We start from the raw sequence: 26,733 nt of genomic DNA on the forward strand, positions 1-26,733 counted from the left end.
TCTTTGTGGAATCGGTTATTCTAACCCAGTGAGGGCTTGTTTCACGAGAGGGAATGCGATGCGGCAGACGAGCGACGCGGACGCTGAGGCCTGGGTCCTGACCACGGATCCGGGGCGTGCGCTCCTTCAGGAGGTCGCGATGACCTCCACCTACGGCCCCACCGAGCTCCAGCGCTGGCGTCGGGGGGCCACGCCCGAGCACGTCGCGGCGGCGGTCCGCCTCGCCGTGGGCCGGTCCCGTGGAAAGGCCAAGTTCAGTCGAGCCGAGGCCATGTGGTTCGAGCCGGTCGGCCTCGAGCAGGCCACCACCGAAACCGTCGCGCGGCACAAGGCCGAACGGTTCCGCGGGTCGCACGTGCTCGATCTCTGCTGCGGGATTGGTGGCGATACCCTGGCCCTCGCCAGCGAAGCCCAGGTTGTTGCCGTCGACGCCGACCAGGGGATGTGCCGACGGACCCGCTGGAACGCTCATGTCTATGACGTCGCGGACCGAGTGGACGTGATTCGGGCCCAGGTCGAGCGAATCGCGTATCGAAGTCAATCGCTCGTCCACGTCGACCCCGACCGTCGCCAGGGGAGTGCCAAACGCGCCCGTGAATTACTCGGTTACTCGCCCGGCCTGGAGTTTCTCCAAGCGCTACCGGGGCGCGTCCGTGGCGGCGCGATCAAGCTCGGCCCGGCGAGTGACTTCGTGACTCATTTCGGTGAACAGCCATGCGAGTTGGAACTGATCAGCTTGGGGGGCGAGTGCAAGGAAGCCACGGTCTGGTTCGGGGCGCTCGCGACCTGCCGCCGCCGCGCGACCCGACTTCCTGAAGCCGTCTCGTGGACCGACCAGGATGGACCTCGCAACCCGCTGGTTCCGATCGCAAGTCCCTTGGCCTGGGTCTACGATCCCGACCCCGCCCTCGGCCGTTCGGGACTGCTCGACAGCTTCGCCGCCGCGAATGGCCTGGCACGCTGCGCCCCTGGCATCGACTTTCTGACCGGGCCCGAACCGATCGATTCGCCATTTCTCGCGTGCTTTGAAGTCCTCGAGATCCTCCCCCTCGACCTCAAAACCATCGGCAAGCTCGTGACTGCAAGAAAGCTCGGCCCGCTGGAAATCAAGACCAAGGGTACCGACCTGCGCCCCGAGGCCCTCCGCGCCCAATGGAAGCCCCGCGGCCCTCATCCAGCGACGCTGCTCCTCATGGGGGGCAAAGGCACCTCACGCGCGATCTTGGCCAGGCGCAGGAGTCCCGCCGTTTCCCAGGCTCAGCCGATCGCATAAGAGAAGCGGATTTCGATGATGCGTCTTCGCCCCGAAGGAAAGGCTCTCGATGGGGTGAGCCTCCGCGGGCGTTGTCGAGGTAGAGGACGAGATAGTTGAGCGGCGTGGTGTCGGAGACGACGATCATACGGGTCTCGCATCGCGGAGCATTCCCGACGCGGCTTTCATCTCCTCGACGCTCAGATCGAGCCCGACGCCGTACTTCTTGAGCAAGCCGTCGGTCTCATATCGCTCCAGGCCGAGAGCCTCCCCGAGTTGACGATGGGTTATCTCGTGCTCGCGGTACATTTCGACCAAGAACGCTTCGCGGGCCTTATCGTTCAAGTCGCTTCCATGGGGGCGAATTTGCTGCTCGATGTCGTGGGGAATCTCGAAGCTGATGTTCATTAGGGCCTCTGCCTATTTCGATCCGTACGACTCTGGCGTCCAGTGCAATCAAACCTCACTTGCCGTGTGGTACAAGCCGCTCTGAACATTGCCGTTCACGTACTGTTCAAGCTCCGGCATCAGTGAGACATTCATGGATCAGGTTCCCGAGGGAAACGAAAGAATGACCGACAGTATACTTCAAACCACAAATAACAACAATTTTGATTATTGGGAGTGGTGAGGTGGAACGGCCAGCCAAAGCTCCGAGTTCGACTCTGCCTCCGTGATCGCCTCGAAGGCCGGGTACACTGAATCCCGGCGTCCGTAATCGAGCAAACGCTCGGATCCGGACGACATGATATCGCTCACTTGATCACCGGCACACGGCGATTGACAATAGCGCGGCCGAACGGGATAGAGGGAGTGACTACGAGGGGACTATGGCGAGATCAACCAGGCGGTTCTCTTGGTCCACGCCGAGGTCCAACTGGCGCGGGCAGCCTACCCGAACCGCCCCCTCTACGTCATCAAGGTCGACCTCCAAGACTATTACCTCAGCCTGCCTCATAACATCCAGCACCGGCTCGGGCCGTCCAAGACCGATTTGAGCTTCTTCGCCCGCTTTCTCGCGCCGCCGCTACGATCGGACAACCGAGGGCCGACGTGGATGCGTCGTGGAGTCTCGAGGGGCCATGCGCTGTCGGGGATGCTGGCGGATCTGCTGGATGGGGGATGCTGGAATTGGACGGGCTTGGGCGTTGGTCAGTCCATGCGGTGATCTACGAGGCCCACCTGGAGCAGAGCCGCACCCGACTGGCAGCCGCCTCCTCGGTCCTGTCGCTCGTGCTGCTCTACAACGCAAACCTCACGTTTCTGTTGCATGCGGCGGTGCTCGGGGGGGGGCGGCTCGGTGATGTCCACCGCGATTCTGCCGAGCGCGCCGTCCTGCGTTAGCATTACGCCTTCTTCGGTGCTGGGCGTGGGATCGTGGAGGAACTGCGCGACCTGATCAAAAAACGATTCCAATCGTGCAGGATTCCTCACGGGATGACACAAAATAATCAAAAAGCAAACATCGATATTAGTCATATTCGCAACTGCCAACTAATCTGTCCACGATCTCCAGTCGGCTCGGGAACACCCATCGTCCCCTGCTTGGGGAGTCTTTGAACGAACGCGATCGTACCGAACCGTCTTCCAGGTTCGATGTACAGGGCCTCTGCAACACCTTCCGAACCTGCCCGCCCATCGACACACCCGCGCACACTCCGATCAATCCACGGCGGGCCTCACCCATGAGGGCCGGCCGCAACACAGAGGCGCAAGCCCAACACGCGAGAAATTCAGCAATATGTCCTTGACAGAGCCTCGTTGCCTGCTAATCTTTTAGCAGATTGCTGATTTTTTAGCATAAACCCATCCGGAGCTGGTTGACCGGCCTGGAGGGGGATTTCGCAGCTTTTGAGGGGAGATTGGAACCGATGGCCAGGCCTGCGAATGACCCGCTCAGTCGCCGGGAGCGGCAGATCATGGACGTCATCTATCGGCGGGGCCGGGCGACGGCGGCCGAGGTCCAGGAGGCGCTTCCCGACCCGCCCAGCTATTCCTCCGTCCGGGCTCTGCTGCGGATCCTGGAGGAGAAGGGACACCTGCGGCACGAGCAGGACGGCCCGCGTTACGTGTTTCTGCCGACGGTGCCCCGCGACAAGGCGCGGCGGTCGGCCCTCAGCCAACTCGTGCAGACGTTCTTCGACGGCTCGACGGCTCAGGCCGTCGCAGCATTGCTCGGTGAGCCTGGCTCCAAGCTCACCGATGAGGACCTCGACCGGCTCGCTCGTCTGATCGACCAGGCGCGAAAGGAGGAACGCTGACCATGGACTCGCTCCTCGACCTCATCCCGACCCTGTCCGGATCCGGATACTGGCAGGCCCTTGCGCTCGGCATCTTGCTGAGAGCCACGCTCGTCCTGACCGCCGCGGTCCTCGTGGACGCGGCCTTTCGACGTGCCTCCGCGTCGAGGCGAAACTTCATCTCTGGATTCTAAAACCGGATGGGGAGCCACGCTCGAGGTCACCGCCGCGATGGCGGCCGGCGGTTTCTTGACCGTCCGGCTCCAGCCCTGTGGGACCGCGATCGCGCGGATCTTCGACGAGCAAGCCAAGCCCGTGGCGAAAGGCCTGTTGAGCCTCAACATCATGGCACGCAGTGTCCCGGCACCGACTACGACGGTGAGTCACTCACCGAGGAGGAACGGACCATGCTCGCGGCCGTCGAGGAGATCTATGCCAACGTGGGCCGGGTGAACTACGGGGAGACTCCAAGATCGAACCGCGCGGGGCTTGTCACACTACCCATGCAGGTTCCCGGGGCAATCCATCGACCATATCCATAAAAATCCACAACAACTGCACATTTTTCAATAACACGTAAGTTCACGGTTAAGGCGGGACGGACGACCGACCTGGGTGATGTACACGTGAAGACGGACGGTGGCTGAGCCGCGGAGAGCGGCCTGCCCGGGAGTGGACTCGATCAAGGTGGGGGGAGCCAAGGCAATGGACGATCCGTTGAGACTTCTGAGCTCAGGGGGAACCGACTGCCTGATGGCAGGGCTGGCCTGCGCGGCGAAAGCCGCAGGCGTGCTGGCCGGCACCGGCCTGTTGGCAATCGGAATGAAGAGGCGGGCCGCGGCGACGCGGCACATGGTCTGGGGCCTCGGCCTGGCCGGTGCCTTGGCGTTGCTGCCGCTGGCCCTCACTCTGCCGCCTTGGGGGCTGCCGATCCTGTCGACACCGGCAGGGGCATCGGCGACAAAGGCGAACTCGGCATCCGAGGAGCGACAGGCTGATCCTGCGGCAGTCGCGGTGATCGCCTCAGACGCGGAGACGGATCTGAGTGCGGAGACGCGGCGGGCCCTGGATCGCCTTGAACCGACTTCGCGAATGAAGCCTCCTGCGGTCAGATTGACCCGGTCGCAAGGCTTGGCAATGTGGCTGTTGGCGGTCTGGAGCACCGGGACGGTGGCGGTGCTCGCCTGGTGTGCGATCGGCTGGGTGGCCGTCTGGCGGCTGGGTCGAAGGGCGGAACGCATCACCGATCAGCTCTGGATGGACGAGGTCGGGGAGGCAGCCGGGCGGCTGGGACTGACCAGGCACGTGAGACTGCTCCGCGGCGGGCCGGCGGCCATGCCGTTGACTTGCGGCGTGCTGCGGCCGGTGGTGCTCCTACCGGTGGAGGCCGACGCGTGGCCGGCCGAACGCCGACGCGCAGTCCTGATGCACGAACTGGCGCACGTACTGCGCCGCGATTGCCTGACGCAATGGCTGGGGCTGGCGGCCTGCGCGGTCTACTGGTTCAACCCGCTGGCCTGGTGGGCGGCCTCGCGGCTGATGTCCGAACGCGAACAGGCGTGTGACGACCTCGTGCTGGAGGCGGGCGAGCGGCCGTCGGACTACGCGGCCCAGCTCCTCGGGGTGGCGCGGTCGCTCCGGCCCGCGCCGGCGCTGGCCCCGGCGGCGATGGCGATGGCAATGGCGAGGCCCTCGGGTCTGGAGCGGCGACTCCTGGCAATTCTCGACGGGCGGCGTAACCGGCGGGCGCCGGCGCGGTGGCTGATGACCGCGTGTCTATTGGCGGTGCTGGGAATGTCGGCCACGCTCACTGCGGTGCGGCTGGTGGCTCGGGAGGTGCCGGGCCCGGTCGTGTCCGGCCTGGTAGTCGGGCCCGACGGCAAGCCCGTCGAAGGGGCGGCCGTGATCCTGTTCCTGTCACGGCTATCGTCGCGAAGCCCGATGGAGAACCCGACGACGGCCGAGGTGCTCGGCCAGGGCCAGAGCGACGCCCAGGGCCAGTATCGAATCCATCTGCCCGACGTCCCGGTGAAAACCGACGACGGCTTGCTCCTCGTCACTACGGCTCGCGGCACGGGGTTCACGGCACGAACGCTGACCGACCTGGCCAGTCCGATCGGGGAGCCGACCCGGCTCCAGGCCGAGCAGCCCGTGGAGGTAAGGATCGTCGACCTGGAGGGCTCGCCGCTCGCTGGCGCGGAGGTCCGCCTGCACGACGCCTATCCTTCCTCGGGTGGCCAGGGTCTGAGCCCTGATACGCTCACCACCGACGCGTTACCCACCCTGGCCCTCAGATCGATCACCGACGCGGACGGTCGGTTCACCCTTCGAGGTATCGGCCCCGGCCATTCGGTCGCCATTCAAGTCCGCGCGGCCGGGTTTGGCAACCAGCGGTTGTGGCTCCGGACCAAGGCCGACGTTCGCTCCGCCACACTTGCGCTCGGACGAGCCCACATCGTCGAGGGTCGCGTGACGCTCGGCAAAGGGGGCTCCTCGGCGGTCGGTGCGCATGTCCGTGCTCGGAGCATGTCCGCAAAGCGAGGTATGGGACAATTCATGGGCGAGGCCGAGGTGACAATCGGCGATGACGGGCTGTACCGACTCGAGGCAGCGCCCAGCGGCTCAATCCGGTTGGAGGTCTACCCACCTCGCGAGGGGACCGAGGCGTACCTGCTGAGAAGTGAGCTCGTGGTCCCGGGAGACTCGGTCAGCTCCCACGCGGATTTCGCTCTACCGCGCGGGGTCCTGGTGCGCGGCCGCGTGACCGAGGCCGGCACCGGCCAGCCGGTCGCCGGCGCGATTGTCACGTACCAGGCCCACGAGCGGAACAATCCCTATTTCATCAAGGACGCCGCCGCCTGGTTCAACGGCGACGAACAAAAGGCGATCACGGCCGCCGACGGCACCTTCCGACTGGGCGTGATGCCGGGGCCCGGCTACTTGCTGATCAGAGGTCCGACGACCGACTACCTCCACGAAGCGATCTCGGCCGCGGAGCTGCACGGAGAGCTCATCTGGCCGAACACACGGCATTATCCCGATGCCCTGCGGAAGCTCGATCTGAAACCCGATGACGGCCCGGTCGATCTCGACCTGAAGTTGCGCCGGGGTGCGACCGTACGCGGTCACCTCGTCGGTACGGACGGGCAACCGGTGCGCGACGCGGTATTGTTCAGTCGCTGGTATCTGACGCTGTCCCAGATGACCATCAATTTCGGTCAGCGCGTGATGCCGACACGTGGGGGCCGCTTCGAATTGGCGGGCTGCGACCCCGACTCGTCCGCTCCGGTGTTCTTTCTGGATGCCAAGCTCCAGCGGGGCGCGGTCGTCGAGCTCTCCGGCAAGCAGGCCGGACCGGACCTGGAAGTCATGCTGCAGCCCTGTGGGTCGGGCACCGTCCGGTTCGTTGGCGAGCAGGGTAAGCCCCTGCCGCCCGGGCTCAGTCCGGCGCACCTCGAGGTCGTGCTGACGCCCGGGGCCTCGTTCGCGGATCTCACTCCCGGCGTCGTCAACGAGCAGAGGAAAAGCCCACTGATGGCCGACTCTTTCCATGTCTCCAACCTCGACCGAGAGCGCTACCGTGAGCTGATCACCGACGCCGAGGGTCGGATGACGTTCCCAACCCTGATCCCTGGGGCAACCTACCGCGTCATCGTCCAGAACAAGCCGGTGAAGACGCAGATCGAGTTCACGGTAAAGCCAGGCGAGGCGCGGGACCTCGGCGACCTGGTGATCCGCAACGTCGACCGAGCGAGGTGAGGCCATGACGAGGATCGGCGAGAATGCGTGGGCTCCGTTCGAGCCCAGCCCGGACGACCCGTGGGACCTGCGCAAGGTCGCCCATCTGCACCGGGCGGCCGGCTTCGGGGCGAACTGGGCCGAGCTGCAGCGCGACGTGGCGGCGGGGCCGGCCGAGAGCGTCGGGCGATTCTTCAATCCACTCGACCCGTCGGAGGATGAGCGAGCGGTCCGCGAGGGCTTGCGCACGGGTGCCGTCGGCTCGACTGACCCGAGGCGGCTGCGGGCGTACTGGCTCTATCGGATGCTCTTCGGCTCCGACCCGCTGCGGGAGCGGTTGACTCTCATCTGGCACGGCCACTTTGCCACCAGCCTGACGAAGGTCGACAGCGTCAGCGCCATGGCCACACAGGTGGAGGCCCTGCGCGAGCGGGCACTCGGCGACTTCGCAGGACTGCTCGGGGCGATGACCGCCGATCCGGCCATGCTCGTCTGGCTCGACGGCGGGACCAGCAAGCGCGAACGGCCGAACGAGAACTACGCCCGCGAGTTCCTCGAGCTGTTTACGCTTGGGCAGGGCGCCTATTCCGAGCTCGACATCCGCGAGGCCGCCCGCGCCTTCACCGGCTGGGCGCCCGAGGGAGGACGGAGGACGCACGACAATGCAAACCCCCGGTTCACGTTCGAGGAGGAGGTGCACGACGGTGGCTCCAAGACCATCCTGGGCCAGACCGGGACCTGGATGGCCGACGACGTAGTGCGAATCGCCTTGGAGCGGCCCGAGGCGGCCCGCCACCTGGCGGGGAAGCTCTATCGCGCGTTTGTGGCCGAGGAGGCCGATCCCGAGCCGGAGCTGATCGAGCCGCTGGCCGAGACGTTGCGGTCGAGTGGATTCTCGATCCGTCGGGTGCTGGAAGTCATTCTTCAATCGAGACATTTCTATTCGGCGGCGGCGTACCGGCGTCGGGTCAAGTCGCCCGTGGATTACACGATCGGCCTGTTGCGGATGCTGGAGGTCCCCCGCCCGAAAGTCAGCTTGCTGGCCACGGCCACGGCCTGCGGCCGGCAGGGTCAGGAGCTCTTCGCGCCTCCGAACGTGAAGGGGTGGGAAGGGGGAAAGACCTGGATCAACAGCAGCACACTGCTCGAGCGTCTCAACTGGGCGACCGACGTCATCTGGGGCAACCCCGATTACGGCATGCCCGCTTTCGACCCGGTCGCCTGGGCCGACGCCCACCGCGTGAAACCGGGTGAGGCGGCCGGTCGGTTCGTCAACCTGCTGCTTCAGGGAGACCTCGTCCATGATGCCAGGGACCTGATCCTGGCCGCCGGCCGCGATGGTGACACCGCCGGCCTGCGAAAGTGTCTGCAGCGACTGCTCCATTGCCCGGAATTCCAGCTCGCCTGACGGCAAGGAGAATTCGACCGTGACAACGACCCGACGCGAAATGCTCCGCCTGGGCCTGGGAAGTTCCACGCTCCTGGCCTGCGGCACGACCGTACCGACCTTTCTGGCCCGATCTGCGCACGCGCTGGCCAACGGCCCAGCGCACGACGCCGACGGCCGGATCCTCGTCGTCATTCAACTCGACGGCGGTAACGACGGCCTGAATACAGTCGTCCCTCACGGCGACGACATCTACCACAAGAGCCGGCCGAAGCTCGCCTTGAAGGCCAAGGATCTCAGGCCGATCGACGCGCAGGTCGGGCTGCACCCGTCGCTCGACGGTTTCGCGAAGCTCCATGAAGACGGCCGGCTGGCGATCGTGCAGTCGGTCGGTTATCCCAACCCGAACCGGTCGCACTTCGAGTCGATGGCCATCTGGCAGACGGCACGACTCGAACCGGGCCGTGAGGAACCAGGGTGGCTCGCCCGGGCCATCGACGCCGGCCCGGCGGCCTCGGGCGGTGACGCCCCGGCCCTGCACATCGCTACGTCGGCACTGCCTCGGGCGCTGAGCGGGGGACAGCAGTACGTTCCCTCCCTAGCGACGGTCGAGCAGTTCCGCCGACGCCTGGGGGTATCCAAGACCGACGGAGCCGACGAGCAGCGCGCGGCCCTCGACCACATTGCCGGTCAGGCCGGGAGGGCGGAGAACCCGCTGCTCCAGTTCGTGGCGCGCAGCACCGTGGTCTCGTACGCCAGCAGCGCCCGGCTCGAGAAGGTCGTCCGCAACGACGACGCGGCCAATTACCCCGACTCCTACAGCCTGGCCCAGCGTCTGCGCCTGATCGCCCGCCTGATCCGCGCCGGGCTGTCGACACCGATCTACTACGCCCAGCTCGGTGGCTTCGATACCCACGCCGAGCAGCTCAATCAGCACTCCGGCCAACTGCGCGAGCTGAGCGGCTCGGTCCAGGCATTTCTGACCGACCTCGACCGCTCCGGCGACGGTGACCGGATCACAGTGCTCGTCTTCTCCGAATTCGGCCGCCGCCTCCGCGAGAACGCCAGCGCCGGCACCGACCACGGCACCGCGGCACCGGTCTTCCTCCTCGGCCAGCCCGTACAAGGTGGCCTGCATGGACCGTACCCCGACCTCGCGCATCTGAAAGCGGGAGACCCCGAACACGCGATCGACTTCCGTCGCGTCTACGCAACCGTGCTGGAGCGTTGGTTGAACCTGCCGGCCAAGGCCGCGCTGGGAAAGGCCTTCGAGCCCCTCCCCCTGTTCCGTTCGTGAGGATCGACCGGCGTTTGGATGATCAGAACGCGCCCTGATCACCCAAACGCCGGAAAATGTTCAGCACTTCATATCCCAGGCCGAAACAACCACGGACCTGAAGGTCAAGATGCGCCGTCACCGTGGCCTCAGGCCTCAGCGGTTTCGGTGCTCTCGGATGTGAATTCGTGCGTGGGATGGGAGTTCGTTTCCACAGGGAGTTGTCTCCCGTGCAATTGCCGCCGGATCGTGGCCAGCCAGTCGTCGGTGGGGAGGCCGTAGGGGCGGAACTTTTCGAGCCGGCCTTCTTCTTCGCTGAAGAAGAGCGCACGGTGGGCACCGAGCTTTCCGGCCGCGGGAGAGTCGATCAAGGTGCTCGAATCGTTGGCGCTCATCTGGAAGAGGACGCGGACCTCGAACTCACGCAACGACTGGCGGTCGAAGGTCCGGTTGAGGTTATTGAGGCTGTCGCACCAGACGATCGTGTGGACCCCGACCGGGGGGCCGTCGCGGAGGATGTTGACGAAGAGCTTCGAGGGCGGGGTCGCTTTCTCCTCGCCGTAGCGTGAGAAGCCGAAATCATCCTCGCCCTTTCGCAGGTCGCGAAACCGCTGGAGGTCGTTGACGATCAAGTAGAGGCCCGGGGCCTCCCCAGCCTCCTTCTGACGCCGCTCGACCTCGGCCGCGAGTTCGCCGATCACGGCGGACATGTCGCGCCAGGCGACGTCGCGCACGGCGTGCGGGAACACGCCGTCGAGCCGGCCGAGCAGACCCGCATTCCTCGAGTCGGCCGGGGTGCCGTCGAAGAGGTAGAACTGAACCCCTTGACCACCACCACCGTCACCATCGGCCGGCGCATGTTGCGCGGCGAGGCTGATCATGGCCGTCGAAATCATCCCGAGGGCCGCGGCATCGTTCTGCCCGACGATCAGAAGGTTGCTGCCGCTCTGGGGCCGGAAGACCGCGGCCGTCGGGTCCTTGATGGCGATCGCGTCGCCGAGCCAGGCGAAATCGGCCTTGGGAGGCTCGGGCCACGCCGGCGCTTGCAAGAGTCGGCCGAGCAGGTGATTCTGGGCCGCGACCGCGGGTAAGTTCCCCTCGAAGACGATCTGCGCAGCGGGAGGCCGATTCTGATCGTCCGCCAGTTTCTTGATCGTCTTGAGGTACTCCTCGCGGCGCTCGTCGGGGAGCCAGACGACCTGAAAGAAGTTGTTCCCTTCCACCATGCCGTTGGCATCGTTGTAGATCGCCTCGCCCGGCCTGGTCAGCAGACGAGCGGCCGAGTTGTCGTCGCTCAAGATCAGGTGGGCGTCCGACTCGCTGCACTGGAGCGCGATCCGGACCGCCATCTGGCCCAGGGTGCTCCGCGCCAGCGAGAACGCGCCTCCCAAGGTCTGCGAGCCCAGGTGAACGTGAATCCCGAACGCACGACCCTGGCGCACCAGGCGATCGAGCAAGAGGGCCGTGTCCTGGGCGATCTTGTCGTCTTCGACGAAGAATTCCTGGAACTCGTCGACGATGAACAAGATCCGCGGAAGCGGAGGTTGACCGGCCACCTGGCGATACCCGTTGAGGTCCTGAACACCGAGGTCGCGGAACTGGTCGCCTCGCAGTTTGAGCTCACCGTCGAGACGCTGAAGCACGCTCAGGCCGAATTCACGCTCGCTCTCCACGGCGATGACACGCGCGTGGGGCAACTGGAGCGTGGCATAGACCTTGAACTCAACGCCTTTCTTGAAGTCGATCAGGTAAAGCTCGAGTTCGTCGGGGCTGTAGCGGAGCGCTGCGTTTGTGATCAAGGCATGGAGCAAGGTGGATTTACCCGACCCCGTCTTGCCCGCGATCAGAACGTGTTGAGATGTTCCCCGACCGAGCCGGAGATGTTGCAGCTTGGTGGCCCCTGCCCGGCCGAGCGGCACGTCGATCCCCTTGGCGCTGCTGCTGGTCCAATATTCTTCGGGGGACGGAGCGATGAACTCAAACGGAACCTCGACGCGATTGGCGTCGCGGGCGCGGTCGCCGACCACGTGCAAGAGCTTCGTGAACGTCTCCGGATCGGGCGGCGCATCGAGCTTCAGCGGGAACTTCGCGAACTCGGGATCCTTCCACTGCAACCGCCCTTCCCGCCAGTTCAGGTTCATGCAGAGGGATTCGAGATCCTTCAACTGGCAGCCGGAAGGGAGCGCCTGTTTGATGTCGACCGAGATCAACGTATAGACGCCGCAACGCGCACCGCTGCTGGCGATGCTCATGAGCCGACGCGCGGCCGACTCATTGAAGTTCGCCGGGAAATTCGCCACCACCAGCACCCGGAACGGCTCGGCGACTTCACCGGCGTGAACGTTGTATTCCTCAATCGTCTTGAACTCGTTGCGCAAGTACTTCTGAATTACATTTTCCATGTGCGCCTGGAGGTCGGCCAGGCGCTGTTCGATATGAGGCGTTTCGGTCCAGATCCGGCTATTGACCAGCAGTTCGTGATAGTCACCCAGGTGCATGAAGGCCGCATAGTTTTCACCGAGTCCGACGGGGTCGATGATCGTGAAGCGGACCTTACCGGCGGGAAGCGAAGTCAGGTAGCGCAGCATCATCGCCTGCAGCACCCGCGCGGCCTCGGCCTTGCCGGAGTCATGGACCTTGAGCAGAATCGACCCTTCCACCGGGAACGGGAGCAAGGCGGGCAGACTGAAACGGGTGGGGCCGTCGGGCTTCAGGCGCGGGTCACTGGAAAGCCCTTGGGGGATCTGGGCGAGGTCGAACTCGAACTCCCCGAACCGAAGCGCGGGGGGAACGGCCTTGGGCGGTTCCCATCCGGTCGGGTCAACCTGGTGCCAGTCGAGGAAGAGCTGGTTGCAGACCTCATTGACCTCGGCAACGGTCGCTTGCACCTCGGCAAGCCCGGCTTTCCAACGGTCGACAAGCTGCTTCCAGGCGTTCACATAGGCCGCTTGGGTCGACTCTTTCTCGACGCGATGGTTCTCTTGAAGCTGAGCGGTATCGCGTTCCAGCCGTTCCTTGAGGTCGGCGAGCCGGCGGGGATAACGCTCGTCAGCCTGCTGACGCGTCTCGGCGTGGCGGGCTTCGATATCTTTGAGGAGGGGAGGATATTTCTCCTCAGCCTCACGGGTTTCCCGCTCGCGGCGCTGCTCGCTCTCGGCCGTGAACTTGGCGAATTTCTCGTCGGCCGCGACGGTATCGTGCTCGCGACGTGCTTCCACCTCCGCCTTGTGCCGTTCAAAGGCCGCGTTGACCCAGCTCTGGGCCTGGAGGGCGAAAGCCTCCGCTTCGTCCAGGGTCTGGCGAAACGGGGGGTAGAAGCGACCGACCTGACGTCGGGCCACGGTGGCGAGCCAGAACCAGAACGTGACCGCAATCGCGATCACTGCACCGGCATCAACGGCCAGCCCGGTCGCCCAGCCGAGCGTCACCCCCAGCGGGTAAGCGGCGGCGAAGCCAAGGATCAAAAACGGCCAGACGAACTGCTGGAGCTTGAGAAACTTGGGCAGCGTCAGCTTCATCAGTGGAACGAGCTGTTCCTCGGCCCGCTTCAAGCGCTCCTGCAACTCGGGCAGTGGGTTTTCCGCGGGAGGCACCACGACCTCGCCGCTCGTCGCGTCCGCGCGTGGGAAGAATGAGCGGCAGGATTCGAGCGGATGTTCCGCCTCGTCCTTGATCGTCTGCAAAAGACCGAGCTCGGCGTTCAGCTCCGCCGCGCGTTCCTTGTGGAGCTTGACCGCCGAGTCTTTGGCCGCCTCGAACACCGCGAGGACCTGCCAGCGCGTTTCTTCGTACTCCCGTTTCGCCGCCTTCGTGGCCGAGCGATACCAGGCCGCGGTCTTGTTACGGACCGCGGCGAACTCCGCCTCAACCTCTTTCCGCTCCGTCTCGAACCGCGTCCGGAGCTCGTTGCGAACCGATTGATAACGAATCTCGGTCGCTTCGATCTCCGACTTGGCGGCCTTCGTCACTTTCTCCAAGGCCTTCTGGAAGGCATGCTCCTCAATCTCGACCTGGTTCTTATGCCCTTGCTCCGTCTCCAGCTCCCTACGGGCACGCTCGGCCGCGATCCGTTCCAGAGTCCGCAGCGCTTCGACTTCTCGTTCGACCAGGGACGAATGAGGCATGATGGACAAACCTGTGGTTCGAGCGTCCGGAATCGGGACGGTCAGAGAAGAGTTGCGGGGATCACCAACATCCGGACGATTCAAGAGCAGTCCTGGCGTATCTTGTGAAGCACCTCGGCGATCTTATCCATCGCCCGAATCGCCGACGACGTTTGGTGGTCGAGCGGAAGGAGATGGTTCTTCTCGAAATCTCGCGAGACCTGGTCGCTCCACTGTTGCTTCACATCATCCCAGCGCTCGCGGAGCGCCTTCTGGGTGAAGGCCAGCCTGGCGGAACCTGCGCTCATGATCGATTCCCTCGCGTCAGTCGGCCCGTTAGATTGTACGCGAGCCGAACGGAATTGGTTCAGGACGGGGGACGAGTCGTCTCTTCCCCAGACGGTTCCACGCTCGTTGGAGAATTCACTTCTGCAGATCCTGCGCCGTCGGCGGTTTCTGCCGGCCGTTGCCCTGCGCTCCCGGGTGCGACGGCGGGACGATCGTCCCCAGACGCGACAGTACTCGGCCCGGGTTCCGTCACGCTGGAAGGGGGTGCGATCGAGTCCACGGAAGAGGTCGGCGGAAGCGTGGGCGCCGCAGGTGCTTGAAGGGCCGCGTACTCTTCGAGCGCCACGATCATCCGCTCCAGCAAGGCCAGTGAACCGACCAGGCCGCCGGAAAGTTTATCGCTCAAGGGCTGCGACTGGCTGTGATACTCGGACAGGGCATGCTCGAAGATAGGTCCCCATCTTTTGATCCGTTCAACCTTATCCTCAGCCTCTTCCAGCCTTAGCTTGGCGATCCGGAGGGCTTCCTTCTGGTCGCTGTCGGAGACGGCATCGCTGTTCGACTGAGAAAGGCGTTTGCGATTCAGCTCGGTTCGCGCCTCGGAGATTTTCTCCTTGGCACGCTTGATCTGGGCGGTCCAGTAGGTGTACTGGTCGCGTTCGAGCCAGTTGCGGACCTGGCGAATCTCCATTTCCATCGAACCGAGCGCGATGCGGGCGTCCTCCGCATACGTGAGCAGTGCGACCTTGAATTGCTTGATCGCGTCGGTGGAGCGGACGTTGGCCTGGCTCATTTGGGATCGCCCCTCGTCGGCGTTAACGCTGCTGCAAGTACTCTTCCACGCGATCGGCCTTGCGCATCAGGAATGGGACATGTTGATTCGTCGAATCGACGAAGCGGGCGACCACTTGAAGCGTCTGTTCGAATTCCTCGACGAACTTGTCATGTTCGCGATCCCGCCACGACTGGCCGAGGCCGGCGAGCTGGCCATGGAGCACGGTCATCTGTGCGAGCAGGTCGTTGTTGAACTGCCGCAACTGCGTCGCGAACCGCCGGAGCTCGTCCGGATTGACGATCGCCTGTCCCATGAAATGCCCTTTCGTAAGCAGGACGAAACCGGGAGGGCCGCTCTTGGGGACGGCCCCGCGCCGCGAACGTGAAAGAATTGGTTGTTCAAATTCATGGTAGCCCGGTCAACCCATGCTGTAAACCACTCAGATCCTTGACCACGCTCCAGGTTCCCGCGCAGCGGTCAACTGTGCCCCCCCTGATGAGACGAATGTCGGAGAGAGAGTTCTCGATTGACCCCGATCCCAGGGAGCCGCAAGCGGAAGGAAGGCCGAGGGGATCGCCGAACCTCAAGGGAACGGTGATCGCCCCCTTGAGAGTAGGTACGCTCGGCGGAGGCTTCAACTCACACCCCACCGGAGTCGGGTTTCTCCGGGAAAGGAGTTGGCCGTTACCCCGTTGGGACTTCCGTGTAGAATCAAGTGGAGTCAATGGATCCCCCATTTTCGAGCGAGACGCTCGCCCAATCAGAAAAAAAAGGGAAACCGATCATGGGAGAGTCGCGCGCTTCCGAGACCACGAATCGTCCCCTAGCAGACCTTGACGATTGGGAGTCCGTGCATCAGGTGAGCGCACGGGACGAGACCGGTCCGCAATCGACGTTTCGTGACTACCGGGAGAACGTGCGCGCGGGGGTTCGCGAGTTTTATCAGCTCAATCATCGTCACCAGACGCTGGGCTTCGTTCTCGAGAAGAAGCAGGAGTTCCTCGCCAAGTCGCGTCGATCCATGGGGATCTGGGAGGCGATGGAGTTCCTCAACACGCTCGTCGACGAGAGCGATCCCGACGCCGATTTCTCGCAGATCGAGCACCTGATGCAGACCTCCGAGGCGATCCGGGCCGCGGGCCATCCCCGCTGGTTTGTGCTGACGGGCCTGATCCATGACCTCGGCAAGATCCTCTGTCTTTACGGCGAGCCGCAATGGGCGGTCGTCGGCGACACCTTCCCGGTCGGCTGCCGTTATTCCGACAAGATCGTCTTCTCCGAGTATTTCGCGGAGAATCCGGATTCGGCCGTGCCCGAGTATCGGACCCGCCACGGAATCTATGCCGAGGGCTGCGGGCTCGACCAGGTCCACCTCTCCTGGGGCCATGACGAGTACCTCTACCACGTCGTCAAGGATTACCTGCCGGAGGAGGGGCTGGCGATGATCCGCTATCACTCCTTCTATGCCTGGCACCATGAGAATCAGTACAACCACCTGATGAACGAGCATGACCGAAGGAAACTCAGTTGGGTGCGCGCGTTCAACCCGTTCGACCTCTACTCCAAAGGGCACGATCGCCCCGATGTCGCCGCCTTGACCCCGTACTACAAAGACCTGATCGCCGAGTTCTTTCCCGCTCAACTCGCCTGGTGAGACGTCGTCGTTTCGTTCGCCGGGGAATTGCCGATTCTGGCCGATCGATGGGGCGACAGGCTAGAATCGAGTCGTAAGCAGACAGGCTCAGCCGAATTCATCGACCTCGACGTTGATTCCCAGACGATGGCCCGGAGACGCACTGCAGTGAGGCGACCTTCATGACGCAGGGACCGAGCCATCCTGACGAAAAGCCCGACGACGAGTCGCAAGGCTCCAGCTCGACTCAAGCCGGCCCGTTCGGCACCTGGGCCGAAGGCGCGGGGACGGTACCGACGTCGCCCCCGCGGGCCTCATTCATGCCGATCGAAGGGACGATCCCGGCGTTCGGCTCGCTCTCCGGCGCCGAATCGCAGCCATTCCCTTCATCGGGCATGGAGTCTTCGGACGAATCGATCGGCGTTCAAGGGACGCTCCAGCCCGGCCAGGTCCTGTTCGGCCGCTACCTCGCGGAAAAGCTCCTGGGCGAAGGCGGGATGGGGACCGTCTGGCTGGTCAAGCACCTGGAGCTCGACACGCTCCGGGCCTTGAAGCTGATCGTCTCGGGCATCGCCTTCGATCCTCAGGCTCAGGCCCGATTCAAACGCGAGGCGCGCGTGATGGCGCGGCTCTCGCATCCCCATGCCGTGGTGGTCCACGACGCCCGGATGGCGCGTGACGCCGCGTTCATCGAGATGGAATACATCCGCGGCCAGAGCCTGAACAAGGCGATGACCCCCGGTGTCCCCATGCCGCTCGACTGGATCGCGCGGATCCTCGAGCAGCTCTGCGACGTGCTCGAAGAGGCCCATCATCAAAAGATCGTCCATCGCGACCTCAAGCCCGCCAACCTCATGCTCCTGGAAGGCCGCCCGGTCGGTCGCGAGCAACTGAAGGTGCTCGACTTCGGCATCGCCAAGATCCTTGAGGCCGAGTCGGACACGGCGGACGTCCATACCCACACCGGCAGCTTCCTGGGCTCGGCGCCGTACACCAGCCCTGAACAGGCCAGCGGCGGCGCGATCGACGGCCGGAGCGACATCTACTCAGTGGGGGTCATCCTCTACGAGATGATGACCGGCCACCGACCGTTCACCGGCCCGATCACCCGTTTAGTTTACGATCATCTCTACACACTTCCTCCGCCATTCGTCGAACGCAACCCCGACTGCCACGTTCCGGCCGAAGTCGAGGCGGTCGTTGCCCGCTGCCTTGCCAAAAACCCGGACGAACGCCCTCAGACCGCACTCGAGCTGTTCGAGCAGTTCCGGGCCGCGCTCCCGGCGGGATACCTTGACGAGGGCCCCCACGCCCTGCTTCAAACCGAGCGCGATCCGACTCACCCGCTACCAACCAAGCGAACGCCCGCGACTCCAAGGAAGGGCCTGGTTGACCCCTCCGGAGACGTCCGCACCCAGGCGCTGACCGAGGACGCCGATCGCGTCCCCTACCAATACCCCAACCTGCCTTCGCCGCCGACCCAAGGCTACGGGATCCCCAAGGCGACGAAGCCTTCGGCGGGCCTGGACTCGACGGACTGGGGGCATCCCGCGCTCGTCGTCGAGGCTCCCCCTTCGGGTCGAGCGCAGCGCAGGCGACTCCTCCCAATGAGTCTGATCGTCGTGGTTCTCGCCAGCTTGGGGTTGGCTGCATTCGTATTTTTCCCCCGCCGAGGCGTCCCCGGCTTGGCCCCTGGTCTCCCCAAAGGCTATGTGGCCGCCGAAGGCGCGAGGATCGTCAACGGCCATCCAAGCCTGATCGTTCGCCAGAGCGACAAGACGAAGTTCATCCTCCTTGAGGGGGGCGAGTTCAAAATGGGCAATGACGGATTCGACAGTTCGGCCGGTCCGAACGACGAGGATCAGCCGGCCCATCGCGTCGTGCTCTCCGACTACTACCTGCAGGAGACCGAGGTCACCAACGGCGAGCTGGAAGCCTATTTCATTGCGAACCATGTCAAAGAGGCGGATCGACCGAAGCGTTGGACGAGGGCCTGCCAACGGATCGATCGCAGTGGCAATTACCCCACACTTTATCCGGCGACCGGGGTCACGCGGGAACTGGCGGAGAAATACGCCAGGTGGGTCGGCGGCCGGCTGCCGACCGAGGCCGAATGGGAGTACGCCGCCCGTTCGCGCGGCAAGCCGAATCCCTATGTCTGGGGAACCGAGCCCAAGCCCAGCCTGAGCATGGCGAACGTGGACAGCATCGGCCAACTTGGCCCGATCCCAACGTCCATGGTCGGAGCTTATCAAAAGGATCGGACCGAGCAAGGAATCGTCGATCTGACCGGCAACGTCCGTGAATGGTGCCGGGATGTTTGGGCTCCCTATGCCAGTTCCACCGACCCGATCAAGAATCCGGTCGTCACGACTGTCCCAAACACGGGATCACTGCAGTATGTGATTCGTGGCGGCTCCTTTGCGGTCTGGAGCGACCGGACGCGCACGACACGGCCGAGACGACCCGAGACGGACGATCAGACGACGTCCGAACTGGCCGAGGATCAGACCGCCGAAGACCTGGGATTCCGCGTCGTCATCGAGTGGCCGAAGCCCTGAAACCGACGGCTGCGATTCAATCTTCCCCCTTTGCAATCGGGCCCCAATGAAATCTACGCCTCGTTCTCCCGCCCGCGCCCTGGTGATCTCCATCGCGGCTCTCGGTGTGGCCGGGATCGCGATCGTCGCCGCTCGCATCTCCATGAAACCACGCCCGACACCCCCCGCGGTGGTCGAGAAGCGCTCCGACGTTTCGCTTCCTCAGAAGCAGGAACAAGCGTCCAAGACCCCGCAAGTCTGGGTCGTCGCCATTGGGATCGACCAGTATCGCGACAACACGATCCCGTCGTGTCATGGAGCGGCGCGAGCCGCCCGCGCTGTGGCCACCTGGTTTGGCGAGACGGCGGGCTGGAGTGCGGACAACGTGCTCGTGATGGACGAACGAGGCGCGGCCGAGCCGACGAAGGGGAAAAATCCCGACGGGGTACTGCCAACCCTCGCCAACCTCAACTGGGCGTTCAAGACCTGGCTCCCCGCACGGGTCCGGCCCGACGATTCGGTGGTCATCTACTTCGCAGGGCACGCGCTGGGCCTGCCCCCCAGCGCCGAGGCCCCACCGGGCAGCCCCGGACGTGAGTACCTGCTCCCGATCGACGCCCGTCGGCTTCAGTGGGACAAAACCAGCTGGGCCCTCGACGAGGCGATCGATGATTTGGCGGCCACCGGCCAGAGTCCGGTGGTCTGCTGGCTCGACACCTCCTTGCTCGGTCGTGGCGAGCGGATCGACCCGAAGTCGAAACAGACCCCGTCGGCCACCCCGCTGCTTCAAAAGCTCGTGCGCTGGCCCGGCGTGACCGCCTGGCTGGCCGCCGACGGCAAGCCGGCGGTCGAGGCGACACGAGTCGGCGCCTTGAGCCCGTTCACCGCGGCCCTGATCGATTCACTCGGCACCCCGGAACGTCCCAACAACCTGCTCGCGTCGCTCGACCGGCTTCAGCAAAACCAGACGCTCGCCGACCAGGGCTTCCGCACGCTCGGCGGGATTGACCCGGGGCTCGACCTCTGGGCCTCGACCGTCCGCCAGGCAAGCCTCCTGAAACGCGAGCTCTTGCTCCAACGCGGGCACGCAGGTGCGGTCTCCGCCCTCGCCTTCAGCAGTGACGGCACGCGGATGATCTCAGGGGCGCAGGATTCGACCGTGAAGATCTGGTCGGTCTCGGATCGGAAGCTGCTCCGGTCGCTCGCGTACCACATGGTCGGCGTCACCAGCCTGGGCTTGAACGCCCGCGGCGATCGCCTGGCCAGCGGCGACGGCTCAGGTTGGTTGCGGGTTTATGACCTCATCAAGCAAGGCGAGGTCGCCCCCGCACCGCCGCATGAGCGCGGCGTCGATCAGGTCAACTTCCTGCTCGAGAGCAACCTGATCGCCTCGCTCGACATGGACGGCAAGAGCTGGCTCCGTAACGCGGACGATCCGGCCGGGCAAAACCGCCTCCTCTCCAACCAGAGCACCGGAATCGCCACGGCCAGCGGCCCGGGGCCGGTTGCGCTGGCCATCGCGGAGGACGACGGCAAGGTCGCGCTCCTCGGACCCGGCGGAAAACCGCTGGCAACCATCGACGGCCCTGGCGGGATCGTCACGAGCCGTCGGCTGGCGACCAACGGCGGCCTGGTCGCAATGGGCGACGACCGTGGCCAATTCTTGGTCTGGGATGCCAATGGAACCAAGGAAGCCCTGAAACAAAAGACCGGGGCCGGCGTTGATGCCCTGGCCATTTCGCCCTCGAACCAGATCGCGGTCGCCTCGGGCAAGGAACTGCGCGTTCTGACCGTCGATGCGACGGCTCCCGCCGAGCAAACCCTGGCACTCCCCGACAACGCCAACTTGGTCGCCTTCTCGAAGGACGGGCAATGGCTGGCCGCCTGCACGGCCACCGGCGCCTTGCGGCTCTGGCAGCTCACCGGGCCGAAGCCCGCCGAGTTACTCCCTCTTGAGAATGTCGGAACGAAGGGGCAGACCACCACGTTCGCCTTCGCGCCGGACGGCCGCAAGCTCGTCTCGGGCGACAAGGACGGCGGGCTCCGAACCTGGAACCTCCCCGACGGCCACCAGCGTCCGCCCGTCCCCGCCCGCCGCGGCCAGGTCGCCAGCCTGAGCGTCTCGGGCGACGGCCGCTACCTCCTCCAAGTCAGCCAGGACCGGCAGGCGCAAGTCTGGGACCTCGAGAACGGGCGGAGCCTCAATTCCCTTGATGGTGACTGGATCGCGGGCGTGCTCTCACCGGATGGCAGCCGGGTTTACCTGACCGCCGAGAAGGACGGGGAGATCGTCGTCATCGATCGCGAGGAGAACCGGATCCTGCCGACGGTCTTCAAACGACCCGAAGCCACCCCGCAACGGTTCGGCAAGCTCGCCCTCTCTCCCGACGGCCACTGGATTGCGGCCGGGAGCCTGGAGGGGCCGATCGCCTGCCTCTGGGAAGCGTCGAGCGGAACCCTCGTCCAGACCGTTCGCGGCCACCTCGATCCCCACCCGATCACTTCGGTCGGCTTCTCCGGTGACTCCCGGCATTGGCTCACCGCGAGCGAGGATGGGTCGGTCAAAGTCTGGGACCGCGAGAACATCGACGCGGCCCAAGCGCCAGTGGCCACCTACACGATGACCGACCCCAAGTCGGGCGACCCGGTGCCGATCACCGCGGCCCAGCTTTCGCCCACGACGCCTCGCAAGGTGGTGGGGGGTGGCATCGACGGCCAGCTCTTCCTCTGGGACGGCGACGCCCGGCCCATCGACCTGGGGAGTCTCGGCCACGCGATCCTCGCGGTGACCTTTACGCCCGACGGCCGTTGGATCGCGGCGGCAGGCGCCGACAAGTCGGTCTGGCTCTGGGAAGCGAGCCAGCCTCAGCGGCGACTGCGACTGGAACCGGTGCCGCAGCACTCCGAGCAAGTCAATGCCTTGGTCGCCTGGCCCAACAGCCGGATCATCGCCAGCGGCAGCGACGACACCACGATTCGGCTCTGGAAGCCTGACGAACGCTCGCTGCTCGGAACCCTCTCGGCCCAGCAAGGGTCGAGCGACTGGGTCGCCTACACCCCCGACGGCCTCTTCGACTGCTCGATCGGCGGCGAAAGCCAGGTCACCTGGTTCGACAACAAGGTGATCCTCACCCTCGAACAAGTCTACGACCGCTTCCACGTGTTCAAGCTGACCGATCAGCTCCGCCAAGGGAGCCATCCCAAGGCCCCCGCCCCCCCGCGCCGCCAGCCCCCGCGGCTGACGATCGATCCGCCCCCTGAACCGGTGGCCGCCCAGCGGCTCACGCAACTGAAGATCTCGGTGGCCGAGCCCGATGTCACAAACTTGCGGCTCTACCAGAACGGCGTTCCCGTCCTCTCCGGCGCCGACCTCAGCCCCGACGCGAAGCGGCAAGTCGTCACCGCTCCGATCAAGCTCCGCCACGGCCTGAACCGGTTCCACGTCATGGCCGGCCGGCCCGACTCCACCGAGGTTGAGGGCCGCTCCGAAACGATCGAGATCCGCTTTGATGGTCCGGACACCCCGGGGCAAATCCACATCCTGGCCGTCGGGGTCAGCCACTACGATGACAAGGGGCACGCCCTCCAGTTCGCCGACCGCGATGCCGTCGACCTCTCCGACTACCTCGAAAAGAGCGGCAACCGCGCGTCGGGTACCCCGGGCCTCCAGATCGTCCTGACCAACGCCGACGTGACCGAGGCGAAGGTCGACGAGGCCTTCACCAAGATTCGCGACCGGGTGAAAACCCGCCCCGAGGACACCGTCGCCATCTTCCTGGCCGGCCACGCCGACACGCTGAACGGCCAATTCCACCTCCTTCTCCCCTCTTTTCCATTTTTCAACGTCGACCCCAAAACGGGGAGGCCGAAGCAGGGATTGGCCGCACTTGATCTCGCCTCCAAAAGCGTCCTCCCGTATGTTGCCGTCTATCGAAACCTGTCGCGCCTTGGGGCCCTGCAACGCGTCGTGATGATCGATGCCTGCCAGGCCGAGGCGATCCGGGACGACCCGGGAGTCCGCATGATTCAAGAGTTGGTCGACACCCAAGCGCACCGCGCCAAGACCGCCTACCTCCTCGCCGCCCGACGTGGCGAGCCGGCCGGCGAAGTGGCCGCGCTCGCACACGGGTTGATGACCTACGCGCTCCTGAAAGGCATGGGCGACCCCAACCTCGAAACCATCCCCGGGCTCACGCTCTTCAACGAGTTGCCGTCCGCCGACAAGAACCGCGATGGAATGATCACGACCGACGAACTGCGGTGGTACACCAGCTTGACCGTGCCCCGGCTTGCCGCCAACTTCCCGCAGCTCGTCATGCGAACGGGCGCAAACGCCCAGGCCACCCTGTTTCGCCCGACTGCCAACCTTACGCAGAACGCGCAGCTCCAGGGTTCGGTCGTTTCTTTCCCATTGCTCGAGTTGCCGGCCCCCGCAAAGCCCGAAAATGAGGAATCTTCGCTGAAAAGCGAGAAATAGATTTGATTGCAACCTTCCGCGCGGTCGATACGAAAACTATTGTCGCTGCGCCCCCCAATCGGGCCGAGGCCGTTTTACGGCCTCGGCTAGCATGAAGGATTGCAAAAATGTACGTCCTGTGTGCCGGCATGTACCGCGCCTGCTCGACGTGGCAATACGAGGTGATCACGCACCTCCTCGATAAGCACCGGGGGGGTGAGCGCCTCGGCTACTTGACCGGCGAGGAGTTCACCGCCAAGTATCGAGCCGGCGAGCAGGACGCGGGCTGGAGCGTCCTGAAGTCGCATGAAGGGGATCGAAGCTTTTCCCGGGCCATTGCCGATCGGCAGGCGATCGCGGTTTACGCCTATCGCGACGTCCGCGACGTCGTCTTCTCGCTGATGCACAAGCGGGGCGTGAGCTTCGAGCTCCTCGTTCGCCAAGGGATGATCCACCAGATCTTCGCCAACGACCGGTTCTGGTCGAAGCAGCCCGGCGTCATCGTTCAAGGTTATGAGAACCTGGTCGAAGACCCGGTGACCGGCGTCCTCGAGCTGGGAGCCCACCTCGGCTTGCCGATCAGCCGCGAAGAAGCGGTTGAAGTGGCGGGTGAGTACTCGTTCCAGACCAATCGCCGCCGGACGCTCGAACTGGTCGAACAACTGCAAGCTCAAGGGGTCGACCTCAGCGACCCGTCGAACTTGCAGTATTACGATCAGAAGACCCTGCTGCACTGGAACCACCTCCGCGAGGGGCGGCCCGGCAACTGGCGGACCCACGCGACCCCCGGTCAGCGTGCCATCCTTTCCCGGCTCTGCGATAAGTGGCTGGTTGCGCATGGCTACGAGGCGGACACGCTCGCCCCCGACGCCCCACGCCAGTCCCCTTCGGACGTTCTCCAACGCGAGCTCGAGCTGGCACGTGCCTGGCTTGCCTGCGCCTTGCGGTGTGCCTCACTTCGCCATCCCAGGAGTGCCCGGGCCGTCAAACGGATCCTCGGCATGTCGACCCGAACCACCGCCGCCGTCCCGGCCAACGTCCGGATCGACTCCGCGAGGGAGGCTGCGACCGAGACCTCCGGAGCCATGCACAGCCAACCCACCAAATCCAGTCGCATGGGCCGTTCCGAAACGGTCGCGAACGACGCCTCCTGAGCGATTCGAATCCTTCAGGCGACGCGCCATTGATCGCCGGCTCCATCGCCTCATGTCATCGCAGAGGTAAGCGACAGTCCCAACCAAAATCACGAGCAGTTCTGCGCAAGTCGTTGCCGGCGAAGGGGCATTGACTCTCTTCCCGCCATCCCGCTCCGTCCCTTTTTCGTCCTTTCCATGTCGGCATGATTTACAATCGTTCAATCGGCTACAGCTTGCCCTCGTCGCCCAGTACAAGCACAGCGAGTGCGTGTTTGACGGCCCGCCTGACTTCGGCGTCCGGGTCCTCGCGGAGTGCACGGAGCATGGGGAGGCAGGTCGCGGCATTCGGCCCGAGCCGCCCTAGCGCTTCGACCGCCGCGACGCGGGACGGGGCCTGACGCGACCGGAGGACGTCCTCCAGGGCCGCGACCGCCTCGTCGACCGCCGGCGTGCCCGGGGCGATCTTTCCCAGGGCCCAGGCCGCCGCTTGCTCGTTTTCGCTTTCGGGGGCGTGGGTCGGGCCGGCCTCCCTCGCCATCCGAACGAGGGCAGGGATGGCCGGCGCGGCGGCCGGTCCGAATTGGGCCAGCGCCGCGGCCGCCTGGGCCTGCCGGGCGCCTTGGCCCGAGCGCACCACTTCAGTCAACGCCGTGACGACCCCTTTGGCCGACGCCGAACCGGGTGCGATCTTCCCTAATGCCGCGGCGGCCACCCCGCTCAGGGCTCTGCTGTCGTTGGCGGAGCCGGCCCCTGCTCTCCCTCCCGCTCCGTCGATCGGCTCCGTGAACACGCGAAGCAGCGCGGGGATGGCCGCCGCGGCCTCGGGCCCGAACCGGTAGAGGCCCTCCGCGACTGCCGCCCTGACCCGCGGGTCGCGGCTCCCCAGGGCCTCGATCAAGGTCGGGACGGCCGCCGCCGTGGCCCCGGGCGGCCCGGTCAGCCCGCCCAGAACGCCCACGGTCGCCGCGCGGACCGATCGGTCGTCGTCGTGCTCCGCGATCCGGAGCAGGCGCGGAATCCAGGGATCGAGGCCGCGCCGAAACCGGGCCAGGGCCCTGACGGTCGCCTTCCGATTCTCGGCCGATTCATCCCCAAGGCCCGCGGCGAGCGACTCCGGCGGGTCGCCCGCCGAACACGCGGAGGCCAGGGCGACGATGGCCTCGCCGCGAACGGCCGCCTCCCGATCGCCGAGCGCCTCGGTGAAAGCGGCGATCACCGCCACGCGATCGACCGGGGTCGGGAGCGCCGACGCGGGTCCCATGGTCTTTCCGCCGGGAAGGGTTGGCGGAGGTCCCACCTGGGGGCCGGCGCTGGTCTCGGGCTTCGTGGAGCTCATGGTCCCGAGGGTGGCCACCGCCGCCCTCCGCAGGCCGGGGTCCGGGTCCTTCAACACGCGGATCAGCGCCGACACCGCGGCGCGGACGGCGTCTGGGTCCAAGCCGACCTGGACCGCACGGGAGCCGATCGGGCCCAGCGCCTCGACCGCCGCGGCACGGACGGCGGAATCCTCGTCCCCCAGCATCGGGGTGAGGGGGCGGATCGCGCTCGCACTGTCGGCGAAATGAAGCCGTGCAAGGACTTGAATCGCATCCACCCGCTCGGTCGCCTTCCGCGAACCAAGCGCGCGGAGCGCACGGGCTTGGACCGCCTTATCCTCGGCGAGGGTAGGGTCTCGGTACTCCCAGACCACGCGGGCGGCCCACAGGATCAGTCCGCAACACGCAACCAGGGTGATCAGCGCGCGCATGCCGGTCAGCTGGCGCCGGGGCCGTTTGAGCTCGGCCGCCGCAGGCTCCGAAGGGCGTCTACCGACTGGGATCAAGTCGCCCTCCCCCGAGGACCTTCGCATGCCCCAAGGGACGCGCACGGTTGTCGACCAATCGCCACCGGCGGGTTCTCCCGCGGCCCC

At 65.3% G+C, this 26,733-nt stretch carries 16 protein-coding genes and 1 pseudogene; 11 read left to right on the plus strand and 6 right to left on the minus strand.

The window, feature by feature from the left end:
• Nucleotides 1-58 precede the first annotated feature (58 nt).
• Nucleotides 59-1,273, plus strand: a complete 1,215-nt coding sequence (locus BUS42_RS10830; RefSeq protein WP_074306923.1) for a class I SAM-dependent methyltransferase — start codon at nt 59-61, stop codon at nt 1,271-1,273.
• A gap of 123 nt (nt 1,274-1,396) precedes the next feature.
• Here the strand turns inward: BUS42_RS10830 and BUS42_RS10835 are convergent, their stop codons facing one another.
• Nucleotides 1,397-1,660 (minus strand): UPF0175 family protein, encoded by a 264-nt coding sequence (locus tag BUS42_RS10835; RefSeq protein WP_074306924.1) that lies wholly within the window; start codon nt 1,658-1,660, stop codon nt 1,397-1,399.
• 448 nt (nt 1,661-2,108) lie between these two features.
• On the opposite strand from BUS42_RS10835, the gene BUS42_RS10840 reads away from it, so the two are divergent.
• The 6 genes from BUS42_RS10840 (at nt 2,109) to BUS42_RS10865 (ending at nt 9,914) form a co-directional block, all read left to right on the plus strand.
• Entirely contained in the window at nt 2,109-2,420 is a 312-nt protein-coding gene (locus BUS42_RS10840; protein ID WP_074306925.1) for an RNA-dependent RNA polymerase family protein, read from the plus strand.
• 703 nt (nt 2,421-3,123) lie between these two features.
• Entirely contained in the window at nt 3,124-3,513 is a 390-nt protein-coding gene (locus tag BUS42_RS10850; protein WP_074306927.1) for a BlaI/MecI/CopY family transcriptional regulator, read from the plus strand.
• 2 nt (nt 3,514-3,515) lie between these two features.
• Nucleotides 3,516-3,686, plus strand: a complete 171-nt coding sequence (locus tag BUS42_RS43585; protein ID WP_159452198.1) for a hypothetical protein — start codon at nt 3,516-3,518, stop codon at nt 3,684-3,686.
• Nucleotides 3,687-4,197: 511 nt separating this feature from the next.
• On the plus strand, nt 4,198-7,251 hold the full coding sequence (locus tag BUS42_RS10855; RefSeq protein WP_074306928.1) for a M56 family metallopeptidase: 3,054 nt from the start codon (nt 4,198-4,200) through the stop codon (nt 7,249-7,251).
• Nucleotides 7,252-7,255: 4 nt separating this feature from the next.
• A complete protein-coding gene (locus BUS42_RS10860; RefSeq protein WP_074306929.1) occupies nt 7,256-8,638 on the plus strand; it encodes a DUF1800 domain-containing protein in 1,383 nt (460 codons plus the stop codon).
• 19 nt (nt 8,639-8,657) lie between these two features.
• The gene (locus BUS42_RS10865) at nt 8,658-9,914 is read left to right on the plus strand and encodes a DUF1501 domain-containing protein (RefSeq protein ID WP_083670137.1); all 1,257 of its coding nucleotides are present in this window, start codon (nt 8,658-8,660) and stop codon (nt 9,912-9,914) included.
• A 128-nt stretch (nt 9,915-10,042) separates the two neighbouring features.
• Here the strand turns inward: BUS42_RS10865 and BUS42_RS10870 are convergent, their stop codons facing one another.
• The 4 genes from BUS42_RS10870 to BUS42_RS10885 form a co-directional block, all read right to left on the minus strand.
• On the minus strand, nt 10,043-14,017 hold the full coding sequence (locus BUS42_RS10870; protein ID WP_254053434.1) for an FtsK/SpoIIIE domain-containing protein: 3,975 nt from the start codon (nt 14,015-14,017) through the stop codon (nt 10,043-10,045).
• 80 nt (nt 14,018-14,097) lie between these two features.
• On the minus strand, nt 14,098-14,304 hold the full coding sequence (locus tag BUS42_RS10875) for a hypothetical protein (RefSeq protein WP_074306932.1): 207 nt from the start codon (nt 14,302-14,304) through the stop codon (nt 14,098-14,100).
• A gap of 59 nt (nt 14,305-14,363) precedes the next feature.
• Nucleotides 14,364-15,077, minus strand: coding sequence for a hypothetical protein (locus tag BUS42_RS10880; protein ID WP_074306933.1), 714 nt, complete (start codon nt 15,075-15,077; stop codon nt 14,364-14,366).
• A 22-nt stretch (nt 15,078-15,099) separates the two neighbouring features.
• The gene (locus BUS42_RS10885) at nt 15,100-15,372 is read right to left on the minus strand and encodes a WXG100 family type VII secretion target (RefSeq protein ID WP_074306934.1); all 273 of its coding nucleotides are present in this window, start codon (nt 15,370-15,372) and stop codon (nt 15,100-15,102) included.
• A gap of 471 nt (nt 15,373-15,843) precedes the next feature.
• Between BUS42_RS10885 and BUS42_RS10890 the strand changes: the two genes are divergently transcribed.
• The 4 genes and pseudogenes from BUS42_RS10890 to BUS42_RS10905 all read left to right on the plus strand — a co-directional run bounded on the left by BUS42_RS10890 (nt 15,844) and on the right by BUS42_RS10905 (nt 24,842).
• Entirely contained in the window at nt 15,844-16,713 is an 870-nt protein-coding gene (locus BUS42_RS10890) for an inositol oxygenase family protein (RefSeq protein WP_074310957.1), read from the plus strand.
• Nucleotides 16,714-16,874: 161 nt separating this feature from the next.
• Nucleotides 16,875-19,253, plus strand: a complete 2,379-nt coding sequence (locus tag BUS42_RS10895; protein ID WP_074306935.1) for a bifunctional serine/threonine-protein kinase/formylglycine-generating enzyme family protein — start codon at nt 16,875-16,877, stop codon at nt 19,251-19,253.
• 373 nt (nt 19,254-19,626) lie between these two features.
• Nucleotides 19,627-23,391: pseudogene (locus BUS42_RS10900) on the plus strand (caspase family protein); the annotation flags it as partial.
• Nucleotides 23,392-23,816: 425 nt separating this feature from the next.
• Nucleotides 23,817-24,842, plus strand: a complete 1,026-nt coding sequence (locus BUS42_RS10905) for a sulfotransferase domain-containing protein (RefSeq protein WP_074306937.1) — start codon at nt 23,817-23,819, stop codon at nt 24,840-24,842.
• 208 nt (nt 24,843-25,050) lie between these two features.
• Here the strand turns inward: BUS42_RS10905 and BUS42_RS10910 are convergent, their stop codons facing one another.
• Complete coding sequence (locus BUS42_RS10910) at nt 25,051-26,646, minus strand: HEAT repeat domain-containing protein (RefSeq protein ID WP_159452199.1); 1,596 nt, start codon at nt 26,644-26,646, stop codon at nt 25,051-25,053.
• Nucleotides 26,647-26,733 lie beyond the last annotated feature (87 nt).

The sequence above is a fragment of the Singulisphaera sp. GP187 genome, from assembly GCF_900129635.1.
In the GTDB taxonomy this organism is placed as follows: Bacteria; Planctomycetota; Planctomycetia; order Isosphaerales; family Isosphaeraceae; genus Singulisphaera.